The sequence below is a fragment of the Leifsonia sp. NPDC058292 genome (assembly GCF_042880955.1).
Classification (GTDB): domain Bacteria; phylum Actinomycetota; class Actinomycetes; order Actinomycetales; family Microbacteriaceae; genus Leifsonia.
In genome coordinates this window covers 51062-69037 of record NZ_JBHVYL010000001.1, presented here as the reverse complement: position 1 = coordinate 69037, position 17976 = coordinate 51062, and the positions used below count along the sequence as shown (strand labels likewise).

18 protein-coding genes and 1 tRNA gene are annotated in these 17976 nt (G+C 69.3%); 12 read left to right on the top strand and 7 right to left on the bottom strand.

Translation table 11 applies throughout. From position 1 onward, the window contains the following. Nucleotides 1-20: 20 nt before the first annotated feature. From ACFVWR_RS00340 to ACFVWR_RS00310, 7 genes are all read right to left on the bottom strand, one after another. The gene (locus ACFVWR_RS00340; protein ID WP_387207044.1) at nt 21-1157 is read right to left on the bottom strand and encodes a DegT/DnrJ/EryC1/StrS family aminotransferase; all 1137 of its coding nucleotides are present in this window, start codon (nt 1155-1157) and stop codon (nt 21-23) included. Next, nucleotides 1154-3025, bottom strand: a complete 1872-nt coding sequence (locus tag ACFVWR_RS00335) for a polysaccharide biosynthesis protein (protein WP_387207043.1) — start codon at nt 3023-3025, stop codon at nt 1154-1156. Before ACFVWR_RS00335 ends, ACFVWR_RS00340 begins: the two co-directional genes overlap by 4 nt. Then, the gene (locus tag ACFVWR_RS00330) at nt 3016-3954 is read right to left on the bottom strand and encodes a hypothetical protein (protein WP_387207042.1); all 939 of its coding nucleotides are present in this window, start codon (nt 3952-3954) and stop codon (nt 3016-3018) included. The genes ACFVWR_RS00335 and ACFVWR_RS00330 overlap by 10 nt, the downstream gene beginning before the upstream one ends. Nucleotides 3955-3996: 42 nt before the next feature. Then, on the bottom strand, nt 3997-4590 hold the full coding sequence (locus tag ACFVWR_RS00325; RefSeq protein WP_387207041.1) for a low molecular weight phosphatase family protein: 594 nt from the start codon (nt 4588-4590) through the stop codon (nt 3997-3999). A gap of 66 nt (nt 4591-4656) precedes the next feature. After that, nucleotides 4657-6000: a polysaccharide biosynthesis tyrosine autokinase gene (locus tag ACFVWR_RS00320; protein WP_387207040.1), complete on the bottom strand. Its 1344-nt coding sequence runs from the start codon at nt 5998-6000 to the stop codon at nt 4657-4659. Between the two features lie 76 nt (nt 6001-6076). Continuing rightward, a complete protein-coding gene (locus tag ACFVWR_RS00315) occupies nt 6077-7495 on the bottom strand; it encodes a polysaccharide biosynthesis tyrosine autokinase (RefSeq protein ID WP_387207038.1) in 1419 nt (472 codons plus the stop codon). A gap of 145 nt (nt 7496-7640) precedes the next feature. Continuing rightward, nucleotides 7641-7784, bottom strand: a complete 144-nt coding sequence (locus ACFVWR_RS00310; protein WP_387207037.1) for a hypothetical protein — start codon at nt 7782-7784, stop codon at nt 7641-7643. Nucleotides 7785-7977: 193 nt separating this feature from the next. Between ACFVWR_RS00310 and phoA the strand changes: the two genes are divergently transcribed. The 12 genes from phoA to ACFVWR_RS00250 all read left to right on the top strand — a co-directional run bounded on the left by phoA (nt 7978) and on the right by ACFVWR_RS00250 (nt 17918). Further along, nucleotides 7978-9897 carry an alkaline phosphatase gene (phoA, locus tag ACFVWR_RS00305; protein ID WP_387207036.1) on the top strand — a complete coding sequence of 640 codons (1920 nt, stop codon included), beginning with the start codon at nt 7978-7980 and terminating at the stop codon, nt 9895-9897. Nucleotides 9898-10037: 140 nt separating this feature from the next. Further along, nucleotides 10038-10292, top strand: coding sequence for a DUF2283 domain-containing protein (locus ACFVWR_RS00300; protein WP_387207035.1), 255 nt, complete (start codon nt 10038-10040; stop codon nt 10290-10292). A 78-nt stretch (nt 10293-10370) separates the two neighbouring features. Further along, nucleotides 10371-10997 (top strand): DedA family protein, encoded by a 627-nt coding sequence (locus ACFVWR_RS00295; RefSeq protein ID WP_387207034.1) that lies wholly within the window; start codon nt 10371-10373, stop codon nt 10995-10997. Next, the gene (locus ACFVWR_RS00290; protein ID WP_387207033.1) at nt 10997-12232 is read left to right on the top strand and encodes a sensor histidine kinase; all 1236 of its coding nucleotides are present in this window, start codon (nt 10997-10999) and stop codon (nt 12230-12232) included. The genes ACFVWR_RS00295 and ACFVWR_RS00290 overlap by 1 nt, the downstream gene beginning before the upstream one ends. After that, nucleotides 12229-12900, top strand: a complete 672-nt coding sequence (locus ACFVWR_RS00285; RefSeq protein WP_387207032.1) for a response regulator — start codon at nt 12229-12231, stop codon at nt 12898-12900. Before ACFVWR_RS00290 ends, ACFVWR_RS00285 begins: the two co-directional genes overlap by 4 nt. A 113-nt stretch (nt 12901-13013) precedes the next feature. Beyond that, the gene (locus ACFVWR_RS00280; protein ID WP_387207031.1) at nt 13014-14309 is read left to right on the top strand and encodes an acyltransferase; all 1296 of its coding nucleotides are present in this window, start codon (nt 13014-13016) and stop codon (nt 14307-14309) included. A 73-nt stretch (nt 14310-14382) separates the two neighbouring features. Next, complete coding sequence (locus ACFVWR_RS00275; protein WP_387207030.1) at nt 14383-14694, top strand: helix-turn-helix domain-containing protein; 312 nt, start codon at nt 14383-14385, stop codon at nt 14692-14694. An 89-nt stretch (nt 14695-14783) separates the two neighbouring features. Continuing rightward, nucleotides 14784-14865 (top strand) — tRNA-Tyr (locus ACFVWR_RS00270). Nucleotides 14866-14970: 105 nt separating this feature from the next. After that, nucleotides 14971-15315, top strand: coding sequence for an ArsR/SmtB family transcription factor (locus ACFVWR_RS00265; RefSeq protein ID WP_387207029.1), 345 nt, complete (start codon nt 14971-14973; stop codon nt 15313-15315). Further along, nucleotides 15282-15974, top strand: coding sequence for a cation diffusion facilitator family transporter (locus ACFVWR_RS00260; RefSeq protein WP_387207028.1), 693 nt, complete (start codon nt 15282-15284; stop codon nt 15972-15974). The genes ACFVWR_RS00265 and ACFVWR_RS00260 overlap by 34 nt, the downstream gene beginning before the upstream one ends. Before the next feature lie 12 nt (nt 15975-15986). Beyond that, nucleotides 15987-16799 (top strand): inositol monophosphatase family protein, encoded by an 813-nt coding sequence (locus ACFVWR_RS00255; RefSeq protein ID WP_387207027.1) that lies wholly within the window; start codon nt 15987-15989, stop codon nt 16797-16799. A gap of 234 nt (nt 16800-17033) precedes the next feature. Next, nucleotides 17034-17918 carry a M23 family metallopeptidase gene (locus tag ACFVWR_RS00250; protein WP_387207026.1) on the top strand — a complete coding sequence of 295 codons (885 nt, stop codon included), beginning with the start codon at nt 17034-17036 and terminating at the stop codon, nt 17916-17918. Nucleotides 17919-17976: the final 58 nt, after the last annotated feature.

Genomic DNA, 17976 nt, shown 5'->3' with positions numbered 1-17976 from the left:
AACCGATCCCTCGATACAGCTCAACCACGCGCGGCGATGAATCGTTCGAGGGCTTGCACGACGCGGTCGACCTGCTCGTCGCTCAGCGCAGACCCGCTCGGCAGGGTGACCCCCGACTCGAACAGTCGCTGGGCGTTGCCGTTCAGCAGCGAGGGGGCGTCGGCGAACACCGGCTGCAGGTGCATCGGCTTCCACAGGGGGCGGCTCTCGATGTCGTCGCCGGCGAGGGCGGCGCTGAGGTCGCGGGCCGACCATCCGGTCACCGCGGAATCGACGACGACCGAGGAGAGCCAGCAGTTGTCTTGCGCGTCGTCGCGGCCGCCGAAGATCTCGACGCCGTCGATGCTCGCGAAGAACGCGCGGTACTGCTCGCGAATGGTTCTCCGGCGGGCGATCATGCTGTCGAGGCGCGTGAGCTGCGCCCGGCCGACAGCGGCGAGCAGGTTGCTCAACCGGTAGTTGTAGCCGACCTCGGTGTGCTCGTAGTGCAGCGCGGGCCGCCGTGCCTGAGTGGCGAGGTAGCGCGTGCGTTCGGCGAGGCTCGCGTCGTCGGTCAGCAGCATCCCGCCGCCGGATGTCGTCATGATCTTGTTGCCGTTGAACGAGATCGCCGACGCGGCGCCGAAGGAGCCGGCAGCGCGACCCGCGTGCGAAGCGCCGAGCGACTCGGCTGCGTCGGCGAGCACCGGCACCCCGAAACGGTCGGCGATGGGCAGGATGCGCGTGTAGTCGGCCGCTTTGCCGAGCAAGTCGACGGGCACGATCGCGGTGACGCGCTCGCCCGCCTCTCTCAGGTCGCCGAGCGCCTGTTCGAGGAGGTCGGGATCGAGGTTGCCTGTCTCGGCATCGCAATCGACGAAGAACGGCCGGGCGCCCGTATAGGTGATCGCGTTGGCCGTGGCGGCGAACGTCAGCGTCGCGGTGATCACGACGTCGCCCGGCTCCACGCCGAGTCCGAGCAGACCGAGATGGAGTGCCGCCGTTCCCGACGAGAGTGCCGCTGCGTGGGCGACCCCGACACGGTCGGCGATCTCTCGCTCGAAGGCGTCGACGTCGGGGCCGAGCGGAGCTATCCATCCTGAGCGGAATGCCGCGACCAGGTACGACTCCTCGAGTTCGCCGACGTCGGGCGACGACATGAGGATGCGGCCCGTCACCGGGTCGTCCTCTCCGTCGCGGGGCGCGTGACCGGCACGACGGCAGTGTCGGCGCCGCCCGTGCGGATGCGGTGGATCCACTCGGCGTGATCGACGCGGTCGGAAAGCAGCGGCGCTATCCGCGTGTGCGAGATCTTGGGGTGCTTCGGGCGTTCGTCCGACTCGCTCGCGCCGATGAGGTCTTCGTTGAGCTTCTCGCCAGGGCGCAGACCGGTGAAGCGGATCTCGATGTCTTTGCCGCTGAAGGCGATCATCCGTTCGGCGATGTCGAGGATGCGCACCGGTTCCCCCATGTCGAGGATGAGCACCTCACCGGGGTCGCCGATGCTGCCGGCCTGCACGACGAGCTGGCACGCCTCCGTGATGGTCATGAAGTACCGGGTGACGTCCGGATGCGTGATCGTCAGTGGCCCGCCCGACTCGATCAGGGCCTGGAAGGTCGGCAGCATCGAACCGCGGCTGCCGATGACGTTGCCGAACCGCACCGAGAGGTATCGCCCCACGGAGGTCTCGGCGGCGCCGGCGGTGAGCTTCTCGGCGAGTCGCTTCGAGTGGCCGAGCACGCTCGTGGGGTTGGCGGCCTTGTCGGTGGAGATGTTCACGAAGGTCGCGACGCCCACCTCGCCGGCGGCCTCGAGCACATTGAGCGTGCCGAGCACGTTGGTCTTCCAGGCTTCGTCGGGATACTGCTCGAGCATGGGAAGGTGCTTCAGGGCCGCAGCGTGGAACACCACCTCCGGCTGACGGCGGCGGAAAATGTCGAGGATCGCCTTCGGGTCACGGATGTCGGCGAGGATGACCTCGTTCGTGTCCAGAAGACCGTGGCCCGACAACGAGATCTGCGCGGCCTGCAGGCTGGTCTCGTCGCGGTCGAGCATCATGAGCTCCGCAGGGCCGTACTTGCTGATCTGCCGGCAGAGCTCCGACCCGATCGATCCACCGGCGCCGGTGACCAGCACGCGCTTGCCGGTCAGGTAGCTCGCGATGGTCGCCACGTCGGTGTCGACAGGCTGCCGGCCGATGAGGTCTTCGATGGCGATGTCGCGGATGTCCGTCAGGGTCGACTGCCCGTTCAGGATCTCGCCGAGGGTCGGGAGCACCTTCACCTGCAGCCCCGCGGCGTGCGCCGGGTCGGTGATCCGTCGAAGGAGAGCGGCGTCCACTCGCGCGATGGCGACGATGACGGCCTTGGCTCCCGTGCGCTCCGCGACTTCGGGAAGGTGCTCCAGGTCGCCGAGCACCGGAACACCACGGATGCGCCGGTGTCTGAGCGCCGGGTCGTCGTCGAGCAGCCCGACCGCCAGAAACGGGGAGTGACGGTCGGTCAGCATCCGCTGCACCAGCACACCGCCCATGTACCCGGCGCCGATGACCAGTGTCGGCACGGCGTCGGCGCCGGGCTTGGAGTGGGCTTCGACGTAGAGGCGCTTCACGTAGCGCGCCCCGCCCATCAGCACGAACGCGAACGGGAGGGCGATGAACACCACGCTGCGCGGGATGTTCAGGCTGTTGCCGAAGATGACCACCGGAACGCCGAGGGCGACGGCGACGATGCACACGCACAGCAGGAGGCCCTTGACCTCGTCGAACGATCCGTAGGTGAAGCGTCCGCGGTAGAGGGAGAACGCCCATCCGATCACCAGTTGAGCTCCGGCCGCGACGACGGCGAGCACCAGCAACGGGATGATCGACTTGGCCATGTGCGTGACGTTGAAGTCGTAACGGAGCACGGCCGCGATCGAGATGGCCACGAGCCAGGCGATGGCGTCGAGCGCGAACTGGGAGCCGAACCTGCGTAGCAGGGTCTCACCGCGGCGGCGGGTCTCTGCCCGAACCGTCTCGGTGAAGAGCGTGCGCGTCACTGCCATGTCTTCCCCCCGTCGCCGGACTTCACGACTGCGTCGCCGGCCCACACCCACACTGTGCCACTTCCGGCCGCGATTGTAACGGAGCCGGCTGCCGGAGGGGCGGTGGTGGCGCAGCCACCGGGGGTCGTCTGACCGGATGCGGCGTCGACCGTGACCGTCGCGACACCCGCGCAGTCGGGTGCCGCGGTCACGGCGAGCGTGTATCCGGCGTCGTTCGCCGTGATGGCGACGGCTCCCGTCGCGTTCGTCGCCGCGCTCCAGTTCGCGCCGCCGTCGGAGGTGCGGTGCGCGTCGTGGTTCGCGCACAGCACGGCGGCGTTCGAGGCGTCTCGAACCGCGAGACCGACGATGGCAGCGCACGGGGTCGCGACGTCGCCGCCCGGCGCGTGCGCGACGCCCGCTTTCGAGCCCTCGAAATACCAGGAGCCGCCCAACTGGTCGGCGTACGCCGCCCAGTTGTCGCCGGCGACATAGGTGCGGATGAACTCGGGCGCGCATCCCGAAGCCGACAGGGCCACTGCGCTCGCCTGACGCGCGGACTGGACGGTCAGCGCCACCAGGGCGGAGCCGCCGGTCGGTCCGACCGCATCCGACGGGATCCAGGTGGCGCCGCCGTCGGCGGTGTGCTCGGCGGTCGCGGCGGTGGCCGGGCACGCGCCCGCCTGGGCCCGCCAGGCCGTCGACGCGTCGAGCGCTGCCAGCAGGCGCGTCGGTGCGACCGCATCCTCGGCCGGCGCCACCGTCTGGTCGGGGGTCGCGGTGGGCGTGGGCGTGGGAGACGGCGTCGCGCTGGCCACGGTTCGCACGTTCGACCCGGATGCCGCCGCGCGGTCGGGCGACCGAACGGCCGTGATCGCCCACACGACCAGCACGATGTCGATGATCACCAGCGCGATGACGCCGACGACCGCCCAGCTGCGGGGGCTCATTCTCGAGCGCCCGGAGGATTTCTGCCTGGCTGCCACAGTCGCCTACCGGAAACCGGCACCGGCGCGGTGCAGAGTGGGAGAGATCGCGCGGACGGCCGGCACGAGCTGACGGACGGACTCGGCGTAGACGGCGTCGTCTTGGCGATAGGGGTCGATGACGTCGTCGTCCGACGGATCGTCGGGGCGTTCGGCGACCCCGCGGTTCGCGGCTGCGATCTCGACGAGCACGCTCAGCCGCGAGTGCTCGTCGGGCGCGGCCGCGATGTCGGCCCTGTCATCGTCGTTCAGCGTGTCGAGCAACCGCTCGAACTCGCGCAGCGTGAAGGTCGTGTGCGAGGCGCGGGGGAGCAGTTCGACGATCGCCCGGCGATGCTCGCGGCTGAGAGCGAGGATCAGGTCGCTCTCCCGCACGTGCTCGACCGTCAGCTGGCGAGCCGTGTGGGCGTCGGGGACGCCGCCGTATTCGGCCGAGTAGCGAGCGGCACGGTCGTCCATCGCGTGACCGACGAGTGCGTCTGTGCCAGCACTGCCGACCGTGATCCCGAGACCGGCGAGCTCCGAACGCAGGAGCTGCTCGGCGAGGGGCGAACGGCAGATGTTGCCGGTGCAGACGGTGAGTATACGGAAAGTGTTCATACCCGTGATTCCCCGCTGACCTTTCGCCTCACACCTTCGTCGTTCGCGTCGTATATCGGTACGTCATTACCGTACACGGCGCGACCATACGAGTCCCCCCCGCCCGGGCGGCATCATCGTCATCGCGATTCCCGCAAGACGACTGCCGACCTGGCCCAGGCTGCGCACCGCAGCGGCGAGCTCGCTCTTCTTCGTGACGCCGGACGCGGCCACCAGGATGGCGCCGCCCGTCGACGCGCTGATCACCGCGGCATCCGTCACGGCGAGCAGCGGCGGGGAGTCGACGATCACCCAGTCGAACGCGGCCGTCAGGGAGTCGAGTGTGGTCGTCATCGCGCTCGAGCCCAGGAGTTCGCTCGGATTCGGTGGGATGCGCCCCGCCGGCAGCACGTACAGGTGGCCCTGGCCCCACCGCTGGAGCACATCCGAGAGCCCCGCTCGGCCGATGAGCACGTCGGTCAGCCCGGCGGCGCCTTCGACTCCCATGAGCTCGGCGATCTTCGGAAGCCGCAGGTCGCCGTCGACCAGAGCGACGCTCGCGCCGGTCTCGGCCAGGCTGATGGCGAGATTGGCGGCACTGGTGCTCTTGCCCTCGGCCGGCCCCGAGCTGGTGATCACGTAGCTGCGCGGGCTGTCGCCGACGTTGATGAATCGCAGATTCGTGCGCAGGCTGCGAAACGACTCCGCGCGCGGGCTCCGTGGCGCGTCTTGCACGATGAGGGGGCGGCTGCCGGCCGAGGGATCGCTCCCGATCTCGCCGAGGATCGGCCTGTCGGTGATCGCCTCGACGTCGCGTCGGGTTCGGATGCGCGTGTCGAGCATGAATCGAAGGAGCGCGACCGCGACGCCCACGGCGAGACCGAACAGCAGGCCCAGCGCGATGTTCAACGTCACATCCGGACGAGCGGCCGCACTCGGCTCGACGGCCGGTTGCACGGTCTGCACGGTGACGGGGCTCGCACCTCCCGCGTGCCTCTCGAGCTGAGTGGTGACGACGTAGGCCGTGTTCTCGCCGACCGAGTTCGCGATGGCCGCTGCACGACCGGGATCGTCGTCGGTGACGGCGATGTCGATCAGCACGGTGTTCACAGGGGAGGTGACGGAGACCTTGGCGGCCAGACCGGACGTGGTGGTGTCGAGTTGCAGTTCGTCGATCACGCGATCGAGCACGATGGCGCTCGTCACGACGCTGACGTAGCTCGTCACCGCCTGCCGCGCGAATGTGGTGCCCTGCACGAGATCGGCCGTTCCCTCACCGCTGCGCACCGACACGTAGAGCTGGGTCGAGGCGCGGTACGTCGGGGTGGTCGTCAGAGTGACGGCAGCGCTCGCCGCGACGCCCAGCAGTGCGCAGACCGCGATGAGCATCCAGTGCACGCGCACGACGCGCACATAATCACGTAAATCCACTTAGCCTCCCGCGCCCGGGAACCATTGTCACATATTACTTATGACATTTCTCACGCAAGAGGTGCAGTGATGTGAGTCATGCCCGTGCGGCGCGACGGATGCGGCGCTCGACGGTCTCTTCGGAGACTTCTTCGTTCTGCACGCCGTAGCCGTAGACGCCATAGCCATAGGAGTCGGGTCCCTTGGTGGGCAGCATGGTGACGACGATGCCGACCAGCCGGCTCCCGATGTGATCGAGTGCGCGGGTGGCTGCGGCCAGCTCGTTCTTCTTCGTGATTCCGGATGCCGCGGCGAGAATGGCGCCCCCGGTGAACTTGCTGATGACTGCGGCGTCGGTGACCAGGAGGAGCGGGGGAGCGTCGACGATCACGTAGTCGAATTCCGCCGTCAGCGCGCTGAGGACGGTCGACATCGCGCTCGAACCGAGCAGTTCGCTCGGGTTCGGCGGGATGCGGCCGGAGGGCAGAACGTACAACTGGCCGCGCCCCCACTTCTGCAGCACGTCGCTGAGCTGTGTACGCCCGATGAGCACATCCGTGAGCCCGACCGCGCCCTCGATGCCCATGTATTCGGCGACCTTGGGCATGCGCAGATCGCCGTCGATGAGCACGACCTTGGCGCCGGTCTCGGCGAGGCTGATGGCGAGGTTCGCAGCGGTGGTGCTCTTGCCTTCGCCGGGCACCGAACTGGTGATGACGTAGCTGCGAGGCTGATCGCCGATGTTGACGAACTGGAGGTTGGTCCGCAGGCTGCGGAACGACTCGGCGCGCGGGTTTCTCGGATCGGCGTGCACGATCAGGGGGCGCTTCTTCGCCGACGGGTCGTAGCTGACGGCGCCGAGAATCGGCTTGTCGGTGACGAGCTCGATGTCGTGCGAGCTGTGGATGCGGGTGTCGAGCACGCTGCGCAGAATCGCGGCGGCCACACCGATGGCGAGACCGATGAGCAGGCCGAGCACCACGTTGAGCACCACGTTCGGGCTCGACGGCCGCACCGGCGCCACGGCCGGCTGGATGGTCTGCACGTTCACGAGGCTCGCGCCGCCGACCGGCTTCTCCAGCTTGTTCGTGACGATGTACGAGGTGTTCTCGCCCACCGAGTTCGCGATCGCGGCCGCCCGTGCGGGGTCGTCGTCGGTGACGGTGATGTCGATGAGCACCGTGTTGAGCGGCGACTCCGCTGACACCTGTGCCGCCAGCTTGGTGGAGGTGGTGTCGAGTTTCAGGTCGTCGATGACCCGGTCGAGCACGCTCGCGCTGTTCACGACGCTGACGTAGCTGGTCACGGCCTGACGGGCGAAGCTCGTTCCCTGAACGAGATCGGTGGTCGCGGCGGCGTCACCCGCGCGAACCGAGACGTAGAGCTCGGTCGAGGCCTGGTACTTGGGAGTGACCGCGAGCGAGTATCCGGCTGCCACTGCGACGCCGAGAAGAGCGCAGACCGCGATGAGGATCCAGTTTTTGTGGAGAATCCTCAGATAGTCCCGCAGTTCCAACTTGCCTCCCCGAGTCAGCGCGCACGCCAGCGCTCCGCCAATCTGCGAGACGCATTGGCAATACTTGCATACTCGCCGAAAAGCGGCTCACGCACCGCGCGCCACCGTGCAGTCGGGTCGGAAAACGCCGTGTGGGGCGAAAGCGTTACGCGGTCTTCTGGAGCTCGACCAGATAGGTCACGTGGCAGCCGTCGCCGGCGCACTCGACGCACAGCAGAACCTCTTCGTCGCGCTGGACCGGGTCGGCTCCGGTTCCGTCGCACCGTTCGCAAATCAACACTGTCCTCATGCCGACGATTCTGCGCCGCACCCCCGACACCCGCGTCAGGTCTGCCGGGGTGTCGCGGATTGCCCTCGCCGCCTCCGGTGATCGTGTGAGAACGTTCAGAATGCGTGCGGGAGTTGTTCACCCTCCATTCTTCTTGCGCCGCTGGGCTGGTGCGGTTCTGTTCGGCACGAGATCGAGGAAGGCCCTCCACCCCATGACCAGCTCCCACATCCCCAGGCCTCGCCGCGTGCGCGCCTTGGCCGCCACGGCCCTCACCGCCGGCGTTCTCGCGGTCGGTGTGCTCGCGGCGCCCGCCGCCTACGCCGCCCAGTCCGACAACGGCGGTGCGGCGCGTGACCCGGGCGACTCGACCGCGGCCCTGCGCGCATCCATCGCGGACGGACCGGCCAAGAACGTCATCCTGCTCATCGGCGACGGGATGGGCGACAGCGAGATCACGGTCGCGCGCAACTACCAGTACGGCGCGGGCGGCAAGCTGCCCGGCATCGACGCCCTTCCGCTGACCGGCCAGTACACGACGTACTCCCTGTACAAGGACGGCGCCAACAAAGGAAAGCCCGACTACGTGCCCGACTCGGCGGCGACCGGCAGCGCGTGGTCGACAGGAACGAAGACGTACGACAACGCGATCTCCGTCGACATCGACGGCAAGCCGCAGGCCACTCTGCTCGAACTCGCCCGGGCGAACGGTCTGCGCACCGGCGACGTGAGCACGGCCGAGATCCAGGACGCGACGCCCGCCGTCGAGGTGGCCCATGTCGCTTCTCGCAGTTGTTACGGCCCGGAGACCGCGGCCTGCGGCGACGACGCGCTCGAGAAGGGCGGCCTCGGCTCGATCAGCGAGCAGCTGCTCGACGCCCGACCCGACGTGACTCTGGGAGGCGGGTCGACATCCTTCACCCAGAAGGCCAAGGCCGGCGCTTGGAAGGACAAGACGCTCTTCGACCAGGCGTCCGCTCGCGGCTACCAGGTCGTCGGTGACGCCGCGGGTCTCGGCGGAGTCACGAAGGCCGACCAGGACTCACCGCTGCTCGGCCTCTTCACCCCGGGCAACTTTCCGACCCGGTACGCGTCGACCACGGCGACCGTCGGGGGAGCGGATGCCGCGCCCGTGACGTGCACCCCGAATCCGGCCCGCCTCAGCACCGACCTCTCGCTGAAGGCGCTGACGAACAAGGCCATCTCGCTGCTCGACAAGCCGAGCGGTCCCGGCTTCTTCCTGCAGGTCGAGGGCGCGAGCATCGACAAGCGTGACCACTCGGCAGACGCCTGCGGCCAGATCGGCGAGACCGTCGACCTCGACGAGGCGGTTCGCGCCGCGCTCGACTTCGCGGAGAAGGACGGCAACACCCTCGTCATCGTCACGGCTGACCACGCCCACACCAGCCAGATCGTCGACAGCACGCCGCCGGCGACGCTGAGCACCGCGCTGACCACGGCCGACGGCACGGTCATGAAGGTGGCGTACGGCACGGCCGCCGCCGGTGGCTCGCAGCAGCACACCGGCACCCAGCTGCGCATCGCCGGTTACGGACCTGGCGCGGCGAACGTGGTGGGGCTCACCGACCAGAGCGACACGTTCTTCACGATCGCGAACGCGCTCAGCCTGCAGCGCGACGTGGCGGCACTCAGCGCCGGGGCGAAAGTGACCCTGCCCGACACCACCCTCGCGCCGGGCGAGCCCTTCGAGCTCACGCTCAAGGGGTTCAACGGCGACCGCCAGGTGACCGGTGTGATCGAGTCCGACCCGGTCGACCTCCCGCGCACGGATGTGCTGGGCGGCTCCGCCCGCATCGCCGGCACCGCGCCGACCGAGTTCGGCGCGCACACCATCACGATCACCGGGGCTCAGAGCGCCAAGCAGGTCGTGCTCGCCGTGACGGTGACCGCTGACGGCGAGCCCGCTGCCGGCGCCGGCACCGGCGGGGGCACGGGAACGGGCGCCGCCGGCGGCAGCGGTTCGGCCGCGTCGGCCGGGCTCGCCTCCACCGGCTCGGTCATCGCGCCGGTTCTGGTCGCGGGGCTGCTGCTCGCCCTCGTGGGATACCTGCTGGTGTCGCGCGCGCGTCGCCGCGCGGCCCGCATCCTGGTGGGCGAGGTCACGCACAGCTGACCGACCCGATCGATCGATGCCCCGGCCGCCGCGTGCGACCGGGGCATCGTGCCGCCGCGCGACGATCGTTCGGGAGAGGGGGATGCGCGTGGTACGACGGTCCGACGACATCCCGCCGCGCCGTCTCTAGCCTCGAAAGCATGCGACTGACTTACGACCCCGAACTCGATGTCGCCCATCTGCGCTTCGACACCGGCACCGACCCGCTGTCGGCCGAGCGTTCACCCGGCGGCACCCCGTTCGCCGGCTCCTACGTCGACCTCGAATACGACGCCGACGGCCACCTGATCGGCATCGAGGTGCTCGGCGCCCGGCAGATTCTGCGGCCCGAGGTGCTGGCCGCGGCCGAGCGCATATCACCCCGCGGTAGGGGGTCCGCCGGTACCGCCGGGTGACGCGGCAGAGCAGCCCCTCTTTCTAGCCTCGAGCAACAGTGCGGGACATTCCGCCTGCGAAACGAGAGGAGGGCAGCCGTGGACGTCGTCAACGACTTCATCGTGCAAGCAGCGTCATCCCCCTGGATCTACCTGGTCGTGCTGGGCGCCGTCTTCGTCGACGCCTTCTTCCCACCTGTTCCGAGCGAGTCGATCGTGATCGCCGCCGCCGTCGCCGGAGTGGCGGTGGGGCAGCCGAACGTCATGCTCGTCGTCGCCTTCGCCGCAGCGGGCGCGATCATCGGCGACAACGTCACCTTCGCGATCGGCCGCCTGGTCGGCACGGAGCGGTACCGGTGGATGTGGCGGCCGCGCGTGAAAGCCGCGCTCGGCTGGGCGAAGCGCGGTCTCGACCGCCGCGCAGCGGTGCTCCTGCTGACCGCCCGCTACGTTCCGGTCGGGCGCGTCGCCGTGAACCTCGTCGCCGGTGCGTCGGGCTTCTCACGGCCCAAGTTCTTCGGACTGTCCGTTCTCGCCGGGCTCAGCTGGGCGGCGTACTCCGTTACGGTGGGACTGCTCGCGGGTCAGCTCTTCGGCGGCAACGCCCTGCTGGGTATCGTCGTCGGAATCGCGATGGGCCTCGTGACGGGCGTGCTCGTCGACACGGCCATCAGGATCGTCGCCCGGCGCCGCGAACGCGGTCTCGTGGCGTGTGAGGTGAGGTAATGATGGATGCGACACTCGGGGCTCCCGCAGCCCGACAGCGACTCGACCCGGCACTCGTGCTGCTCTGGGGTCTCGGGGGCACGGCCGCCGTCGCCGTGCTCGCGGTGGCCTCGGCGCTCGGCTCGGCGATCTACGGCATCCCCGTCGTGCTCTCCCTGCTGTTCGCGCTCGGTCAGGCCGCAGCGATCCCGTTGGCGATCGTCTTCCCTCGAACGGCGATGGGTCTCTCCGTCGTCACTCTGGTCGCCTTCGCTGTGGCCTCGGCAAGCGACGGGCAGAGTCCGTGGCCGGTCGCCGTCACGTCGATGGTCGCGCAGTCGTGCGTCATCCTCATCGCGACCGTTCGCTCCGACTGGCGCACCGGCCTGATCGGCTGGGCGGCGGGTGTCGCGGGCGGCGTGATCGTCGGGCTCAGCACGCTCGGCTCTCCGGATGCGGGAGGAACGGCGCTCGCCGACTTGATCGTCTTCGCCTCGATCACCGCGGCTGTCCTCCTCGCGGCCCTGCTCGTCAGCCAGTGGCAGGCCGTTCGGCAGCAGTTGCAGCGCGAGCAGCAGACGTCGGCGTCGGAGCTCGCGCGCCGCGAGATCGCGGAAGAGCGCACCCGCATCGCCCGTGAACTGCACGACGTCGTCGCCCACGGCATGTCCGCCATTCAGGTTCAGGCGTCATCGGCGCGCTACCGCATCCCCTCGCTCAGTGACGAGGCGGCCGATGAATTCGACGACCTCGCGGCCACAGCCCGGAACGCGATGGGGGAGATGCGGCGGTTGCTCGGCGTGCTGCGCAGCGAAGACACCGTGATCGAGACGGCGCCGCAGCCGGGCCTGCCGGATGTTCCCGGCCTGGTCGAGCGAGCGGTGCGAGCCGGCGCCGTGGTGCGGCTGGAGAATCGCATCCCGCCGTCGGACAGCGCTGCCGTGGATTCCGCCCTGTCGCTCACCGTCTACCGCATCGTGCAGGAGTCGCTCAGCAACGTGGCCCGGCATTCCACGGGCGCGGAGACGCTCGTGATGATCGCCGAGGCCGACGGGTCGATCGACGTCGAGGTGCGCAACGAGGCGGCAGCGGGTCGACCCGCGTCGGCCCCGGCGCCAGACATGGGCGGGCACGGCATCCGCGGAATGCGGGAACGGGCCGCGCTGCTCGGGGGCACCCTCGAAGCCGGCCGCACCGACGACGGAGGCTTCGTCGTGCGGGCGTCGTTTCCGCTGAAGAAGAAGGGAAGCGCATGACGATCACCGTTCTGATCGCGGACGATCAGGCGATGGTTCGAGCCGGGTTCGCCGCGATCCTCGACGCGCAGAGCGACATCGAGGTCGTCGGGCAGGCGGCCGACGGCGCCGAGGCGGTCGAGGCGGCGCGACGCCTGCGCCCCGACCTCGTGCTGATGGATGTGCGGATGCCGATCATGAACGGCATCGACGCCACCCGCGAGCTGGTGCATCCGACCCGCGGAGAACCGCACACGCCGCTCGTGCTGGTGCTCACCACCTTCGACATCGACGACTACGTGCACGACGCGATCACCGCTGGAGCGAGCGGATTTCTGCTGAAGGACGCACTGCCGGAAGACCTCGTGCAGGCCGTGCGGATCGTCGCGGCCGGTGACGCGCTCCTCGCGCCGCGGGTCACGAAGCGCCTGCTCGAAAGGTTCGCGGCGCAACGCCCGCCGACCAACCGGCACGCGCTCACGCTCGCCGACCTCACCGAACGGGAGCGCGAGATCCTCGTGCTCATCGGCCGCGGGCGGTCGAACGGCGAGATCGCGGGCGACCTGTTCATCGCCGAGCAGACCGTGAAGACCCACGTGAGCCGGATCTTCATGAAACTCGGGTTGCGCGACAGGGTGCACGCGGTCATCCTCGCGTTCGACGCCGGTCTGGTCGAGCCCGCGGATTGACCCGTACCGCGGTAGGGGTCAGCCTCGCTCCACGGAGCGATGCCCGGGCCTGAGACACACTGAGACGCTCCTCGCGCACGGCCGGAACAGGCCGAGCGGAAGGAGCGTCTCGCATGTCCACCATCCTCGCGTCCCGCCCGGCGATCGGCTCGCCGGCACCGCCCGCCACCCAGGCCGCGCCGGTCACCCGCGGTCGTCGCGACGGCACCGTCGACATCGCCCGCGCGTGGTGTCTCGTCGTCGTCGTCGCGCTGCACGCCCTCATGGTGGGCGTGAGCGTCTCCGCCACGGGCCCGGTGCTGGCGAACGCTCTGGAGAGCTGGGCGTGGTTCGCTCCCGTCTCCTGGCTCGTGCAGATCATGCCGCTCTTCGTGGTCTTGGGCGGGTTCTCGAGCCACACGCAGTGGTCGCGGATGCGGTCGCGCGGCGTGCGGCCCGCCGACTACGTCGCCCAGCGCATGCATCGTCTGCTGCGGCCCGCCGCGGTGGCGGTGTCGGCGGTGGTCGTCGCGCTGGCGGCGCTGACCGTTGCCGGCGTTCCCGGTGGCCTGGTGGCGACGGCCGGGTTCAGGCTCAGCCAGCCGCTGTGGTTCTTGGGCGTCTACATCCTCTGCTCGGCGTTCGTCCCGCTGCTCGACGTCGCCCACCGCCGCGCGCCGGTGCTCGCCGTGATCGGGCTGGTGGCGGCGGTCATCGCTGTCGATGTCGTGCGCTCGGCCACCGGCGTCACCGCGATCGGGTTCGCGAACCTGCTGTTCGTCTGGGTGCTCATCCAGCAGCTGGGCTTCTGGCTCGCCGACGGCACGGTCGGCCGCCTCGGCCGGCGCGCCCTCGTCGGTCTCGCGACGCTCGCTCTCGCGACCCTGTTCGTGCTGGCGGCGACCGGGGTGTACTCGTTCGACATGCTCGCCAACCTCAACCCGCCGACCTTCGCCCTCGTGCTCCTCGGCGTCGCCCAGCTCGCCCTGTTCCAGCTGGCGCGACCGGCGCTCGGGCGCCTGCAGGGTGTGCGGGCGGTCTCGGCCGCCGTCGGTGCGATCAACGCCAGGGCCATGACCGTGTACCTCTGGCACATGCTCGTGCTGATCGCGCTCGCCGGAGCCATCCTCTTATCCGGGATGCGGCTGCCGGTGCCCCTGAGCGGCGACTGGTGGCTCACGCGACCACTTTGGCTGCTGGCGGTCGGAGCCGGTGTCGCGGCGGTGGTCGCGCTGGCCGGGCGGGTCGAGCTCGGCCGCCCGCGCGAGAGTGCTGGTTCCGGGACGGGCGGTGCGTTCGCGCCGTTCGCCGCCGCCGCGATCGGCGCGGCCGGCGTGCTGCTCCTCCTCGTCACCGGCTTGTCGCTCGCGGGTGGCATCCTGGGTGTCGCGCTGATCACCGGCGCTCTGAAGATTCTGCCGAGAGCATAACGGCGCCACGGGAAGGCGCGGATGCCGGCCGCTGAGCCTAGGCTGGCCCACACGTCGACGGTGAGGAGGGACCATGCTGCTGCGTCACGCGATCGGTGCCGTGCTCAGACGCCTGAGGCTCGAGCGGGGCAAGACGCTGCGCGAGCTCTCGGAATCGTCGAGGATCTCGCTGCCGTATCTGTCCGAAGTGGAACGCGGACGCAAGGAGGCATCGTCCGAGATCCTCGCCTCGCTCTGCCGGGTGCTCGACGTGACCGAACAGGAACTTCTCGCACGCGTCGCAGCCGAGTATGCGACGAGGGAGTTGGTGCTCGCCACGAGCGTGCACCCAGCGTTCGACGCGCCCCGCGTGCCCTCACAGGCCCCGCAACTGCTGGCGGCCTGACGGCGCCGGCCGATTTCGCCCAGCGCCGTTCGATGAGTATCCTTGTCGAGCGCCTTCGGTCAGCAGAATACTGGTGGTTGGAGCGCCACGGCGAGTTACCCAAGCGGCCAAAGGGATCTGACTGTAAATCAGACTGCTCAGCATTCGGGGGTTCGAATCCCTCACTCGCCACCCCAGTGAAGACAAGGGCTCCAGCGTGAAAGCTGGGGCCCTTTTCTCGCCTCTCCCGTGTCCGCCACCCTGCCGTTAGTACACGCTATGCTGTATCGTCGGGGCATGACGCTCACCGCTTCAGCAGCCACCGTCACCCACACTGCCGCGCTGGCCCGTTTCAGCCATGCCCTCTCCGATCCGACCCGGGTCGGCATCCTTCTCGCACTGCGTGAAGCGCCGGCGTTCCCGTCCGACCTCGCGGACGCACTGGGCGTCTCCCGTCAGGTGATGTCGAACCAGCTCGCCTGCCTTCGCGGATGCGGTCTCGTCGAGGCCATCCCCGAGGGGCGGCGCACCTGGTACCGGCTCGCCGACGGCCACATCGCCCCCGCCCTGAACGAACTGCTGCGGGTCACCCTGTTCGTCGAGCCGGGATGCTGCGCCGGCGAAGAGTGCCGCTGCGCGTGAGCACCACTGCTGCGGCCACCCGCGCCGCTGTGCTGCGGCGACGCATCCGCTGGATCGTCGCCGCCACGATCGGCTACAACCTCATCGAAGCCGTCGTTGCGATCGCAGCAGGCAGCGTGGCGTCGTCTGCCGCTCTCGTCGGATTCGGTCTGGACTCCACGATCGAGGTGCTCTCCGCCGGGGCAGTGGCTTGGCAGTTCACTCGACGCGACCCCGAGCGTTGGGAGAAGCCCACCCTCCGCGTGATCGCCGTCGCGTTCTTCGCTCTCGCCGCTTACGTCGTCGTCAGTTCACTGCTGACTTTGCTCGCGCGCGTCGAGGCTCATCATTCACCCGTCGGGATCGCACTCACCGCCGTGAGTGTCGTGATCATGCCGTTCCTTTCCCTCGCGGAACGACGCGCCGGCCGCGAACTCGGCTCGGCCACCGCCGTCGCCGACTCGATGCAGACGCTGATCTGCGCCTACCTCTCGGCCGCCGTTCTCATCGGCCTGCTGCTGAACACCCTGTTCGGCTGGTGGTGGGCCGACCCCATCGCTGGGCTGGTCATCGCCGTTCTCGCCGTCCGGGAGGGCATCGAAGCGTGGAAGGGTGACGCCTGCGCGACGTCTGTCGGCATGCTGCTCGAGGAGGAAGACGCATCCACCCCTCAGGTCTGAGAGGCTGGTTGCATGCCTGCCAACGCCGAACTGCTCGAGATCGCCCTCACAATCGCCCACCGAGCCGCCGACCTTGCCCGGCAGCGCCGGGACGAGGGAGTGGAGGTCGCGGCGTCGAAGTCGTCGCTGAGCGACATCGTGACGCGGGCCGATCGGGAGGCGGAAGACCTCATCCGCGACGCCATCGCCGCTGCGCGACCCGACGACGGCTTCTACGGCGAAGAGTCCGGCGGCGCCGAGGGCACGAGCGGACTCACCTGGGTGGTCGACCCGATCGACGGAACCGTCAACTACTTCTACGGGATTCCGGCATACGCGGTCAGCGTCGCAGTCGTGGAGGGAGACCCCGACCCCCGCACCTGGCGAGCGTTGGCCGGCGCCGTGGTGAACCCGGCGATCGGTGAGACGTTCACCGCGTCGGCCGGTGGCGGCGCCGAACTGAACGGTAAAGCCTTGCAGGTGAAGCAGGGCACCGACCTGGCGCTCGCGCTGGTGGGCACGGGTTTCGGCTACGACGCCGAACGGCGGGTGCAGCAGGCGACCATCCTTGCCGACCTCATCGGCAAGGTGCGCGACATCCGGCGCATCGGAGCGGCATCCCTCGACCTCTGCTCGGTGGCGGCCGGGCGCCTCGACGCGTACTACGAGCGCGGGCTCAACCCGTGGGATCACGCGGCGGGCGCACTGATCGCTCGCGAGGCGGGCGCCCAGGTGGGCGCATTGGCCGGAACTCGGGAGAGCGCAGACCTGCTCATCGCGGCCGAGCCCGGCCTGTACGCGCAGCTCGAGCCGCTGCTGCGGCCGCATTTCTCGGTCGCCGGCTAGGGCTGAAACGGGCGACCCATACAAATTCATGTATTTCGGTGACGGGGTTGGTAATCGTTTATGAATTCGTTACATTGGATGAGCGCTCGGCCCCGGCCGTGACGCCCCCGCCTCACGAGAAGAAATCGAAAGCCGACTCGACCGTTGACTCCCGACCACCAGAACCTCGACGCTGCGACGTCGACAGGCTCGGTGGACCCTGAGGGATCCGGCACAGCAGGCGCATCGCAACCCATGACGAGGCGCGAACTGCGCGAGCGTGAGCGGGCTGCCGCGGCTGCCGCAACTGCCGCTGCTGTCACGGCGCCGGCGGATGCCGTGCCCCCGCGGATCGCGCGTACCGCGCAGACCCCACGGCTGACCACGGTGGCGCGGACGTCCGCGCCCCAGCGCCGCACGCACAAGGCGGCGTTCTCGCGCGGCTTCAGCGTGCTCGCGATGACCTTCGCCGCGACGATCGCGGTCGCGACGTCGGTGCCCGCGATGGCGCTGCTCACGAAAGACGACGTGCAGGCGCAGGCGATCCAGGCCCAGACCTCGCGAAGTGCGCAAGGTGTGGCCCAAGAACTGGTCTCCCAGCCGGGCAGCACCGTCGCGTCCATCACGCGCGACGGCACCGAGGTCACCTCGGCCGAGCAGGTTGTCGCGCTCAGCCACATGCGCATCGCGGACACCTTCACGAACAACCCGCGTGCCGCCGTGCAGTGGCCTTTCCCGGTCGGCGTCCCCATCTCCGACTACTACGGCGCCCGCTCGGCGCCCACCGAGGGTGCGTCGACCAACCACCTCGGTGTGGACTTCGCGCCCGGATCAGGCGTTCCCATCCAGATCATCGCCGACGGTGTGGTTCGGGAGGTCGTGAACAGCGACAACGGCGGATGCGGCGTGAACGTCACCATCGACCACATGATCGCGGGCGCTCTCGTGTCGAGCAAGTACTGCCACATGGCGCCGGGCTCGGTGCGGGTGGCTGTCGGTCAGCAGGTGAAAGTGGCCGACATCGTGGGACTCGTCGGCAACACCGGCGTCTCCACGGGCGCGCACCTGCACTTGGAGATCCTGCTGAACGGCACCGAGCACACGGATCCGCTCGCCTGGCTCAAAACCAACGCCCGCTGACGCGCCCGCCCGCTGACGCGCCCGCTGAACGCAGACGAGGGGCGCCTTCTTGCGGCCT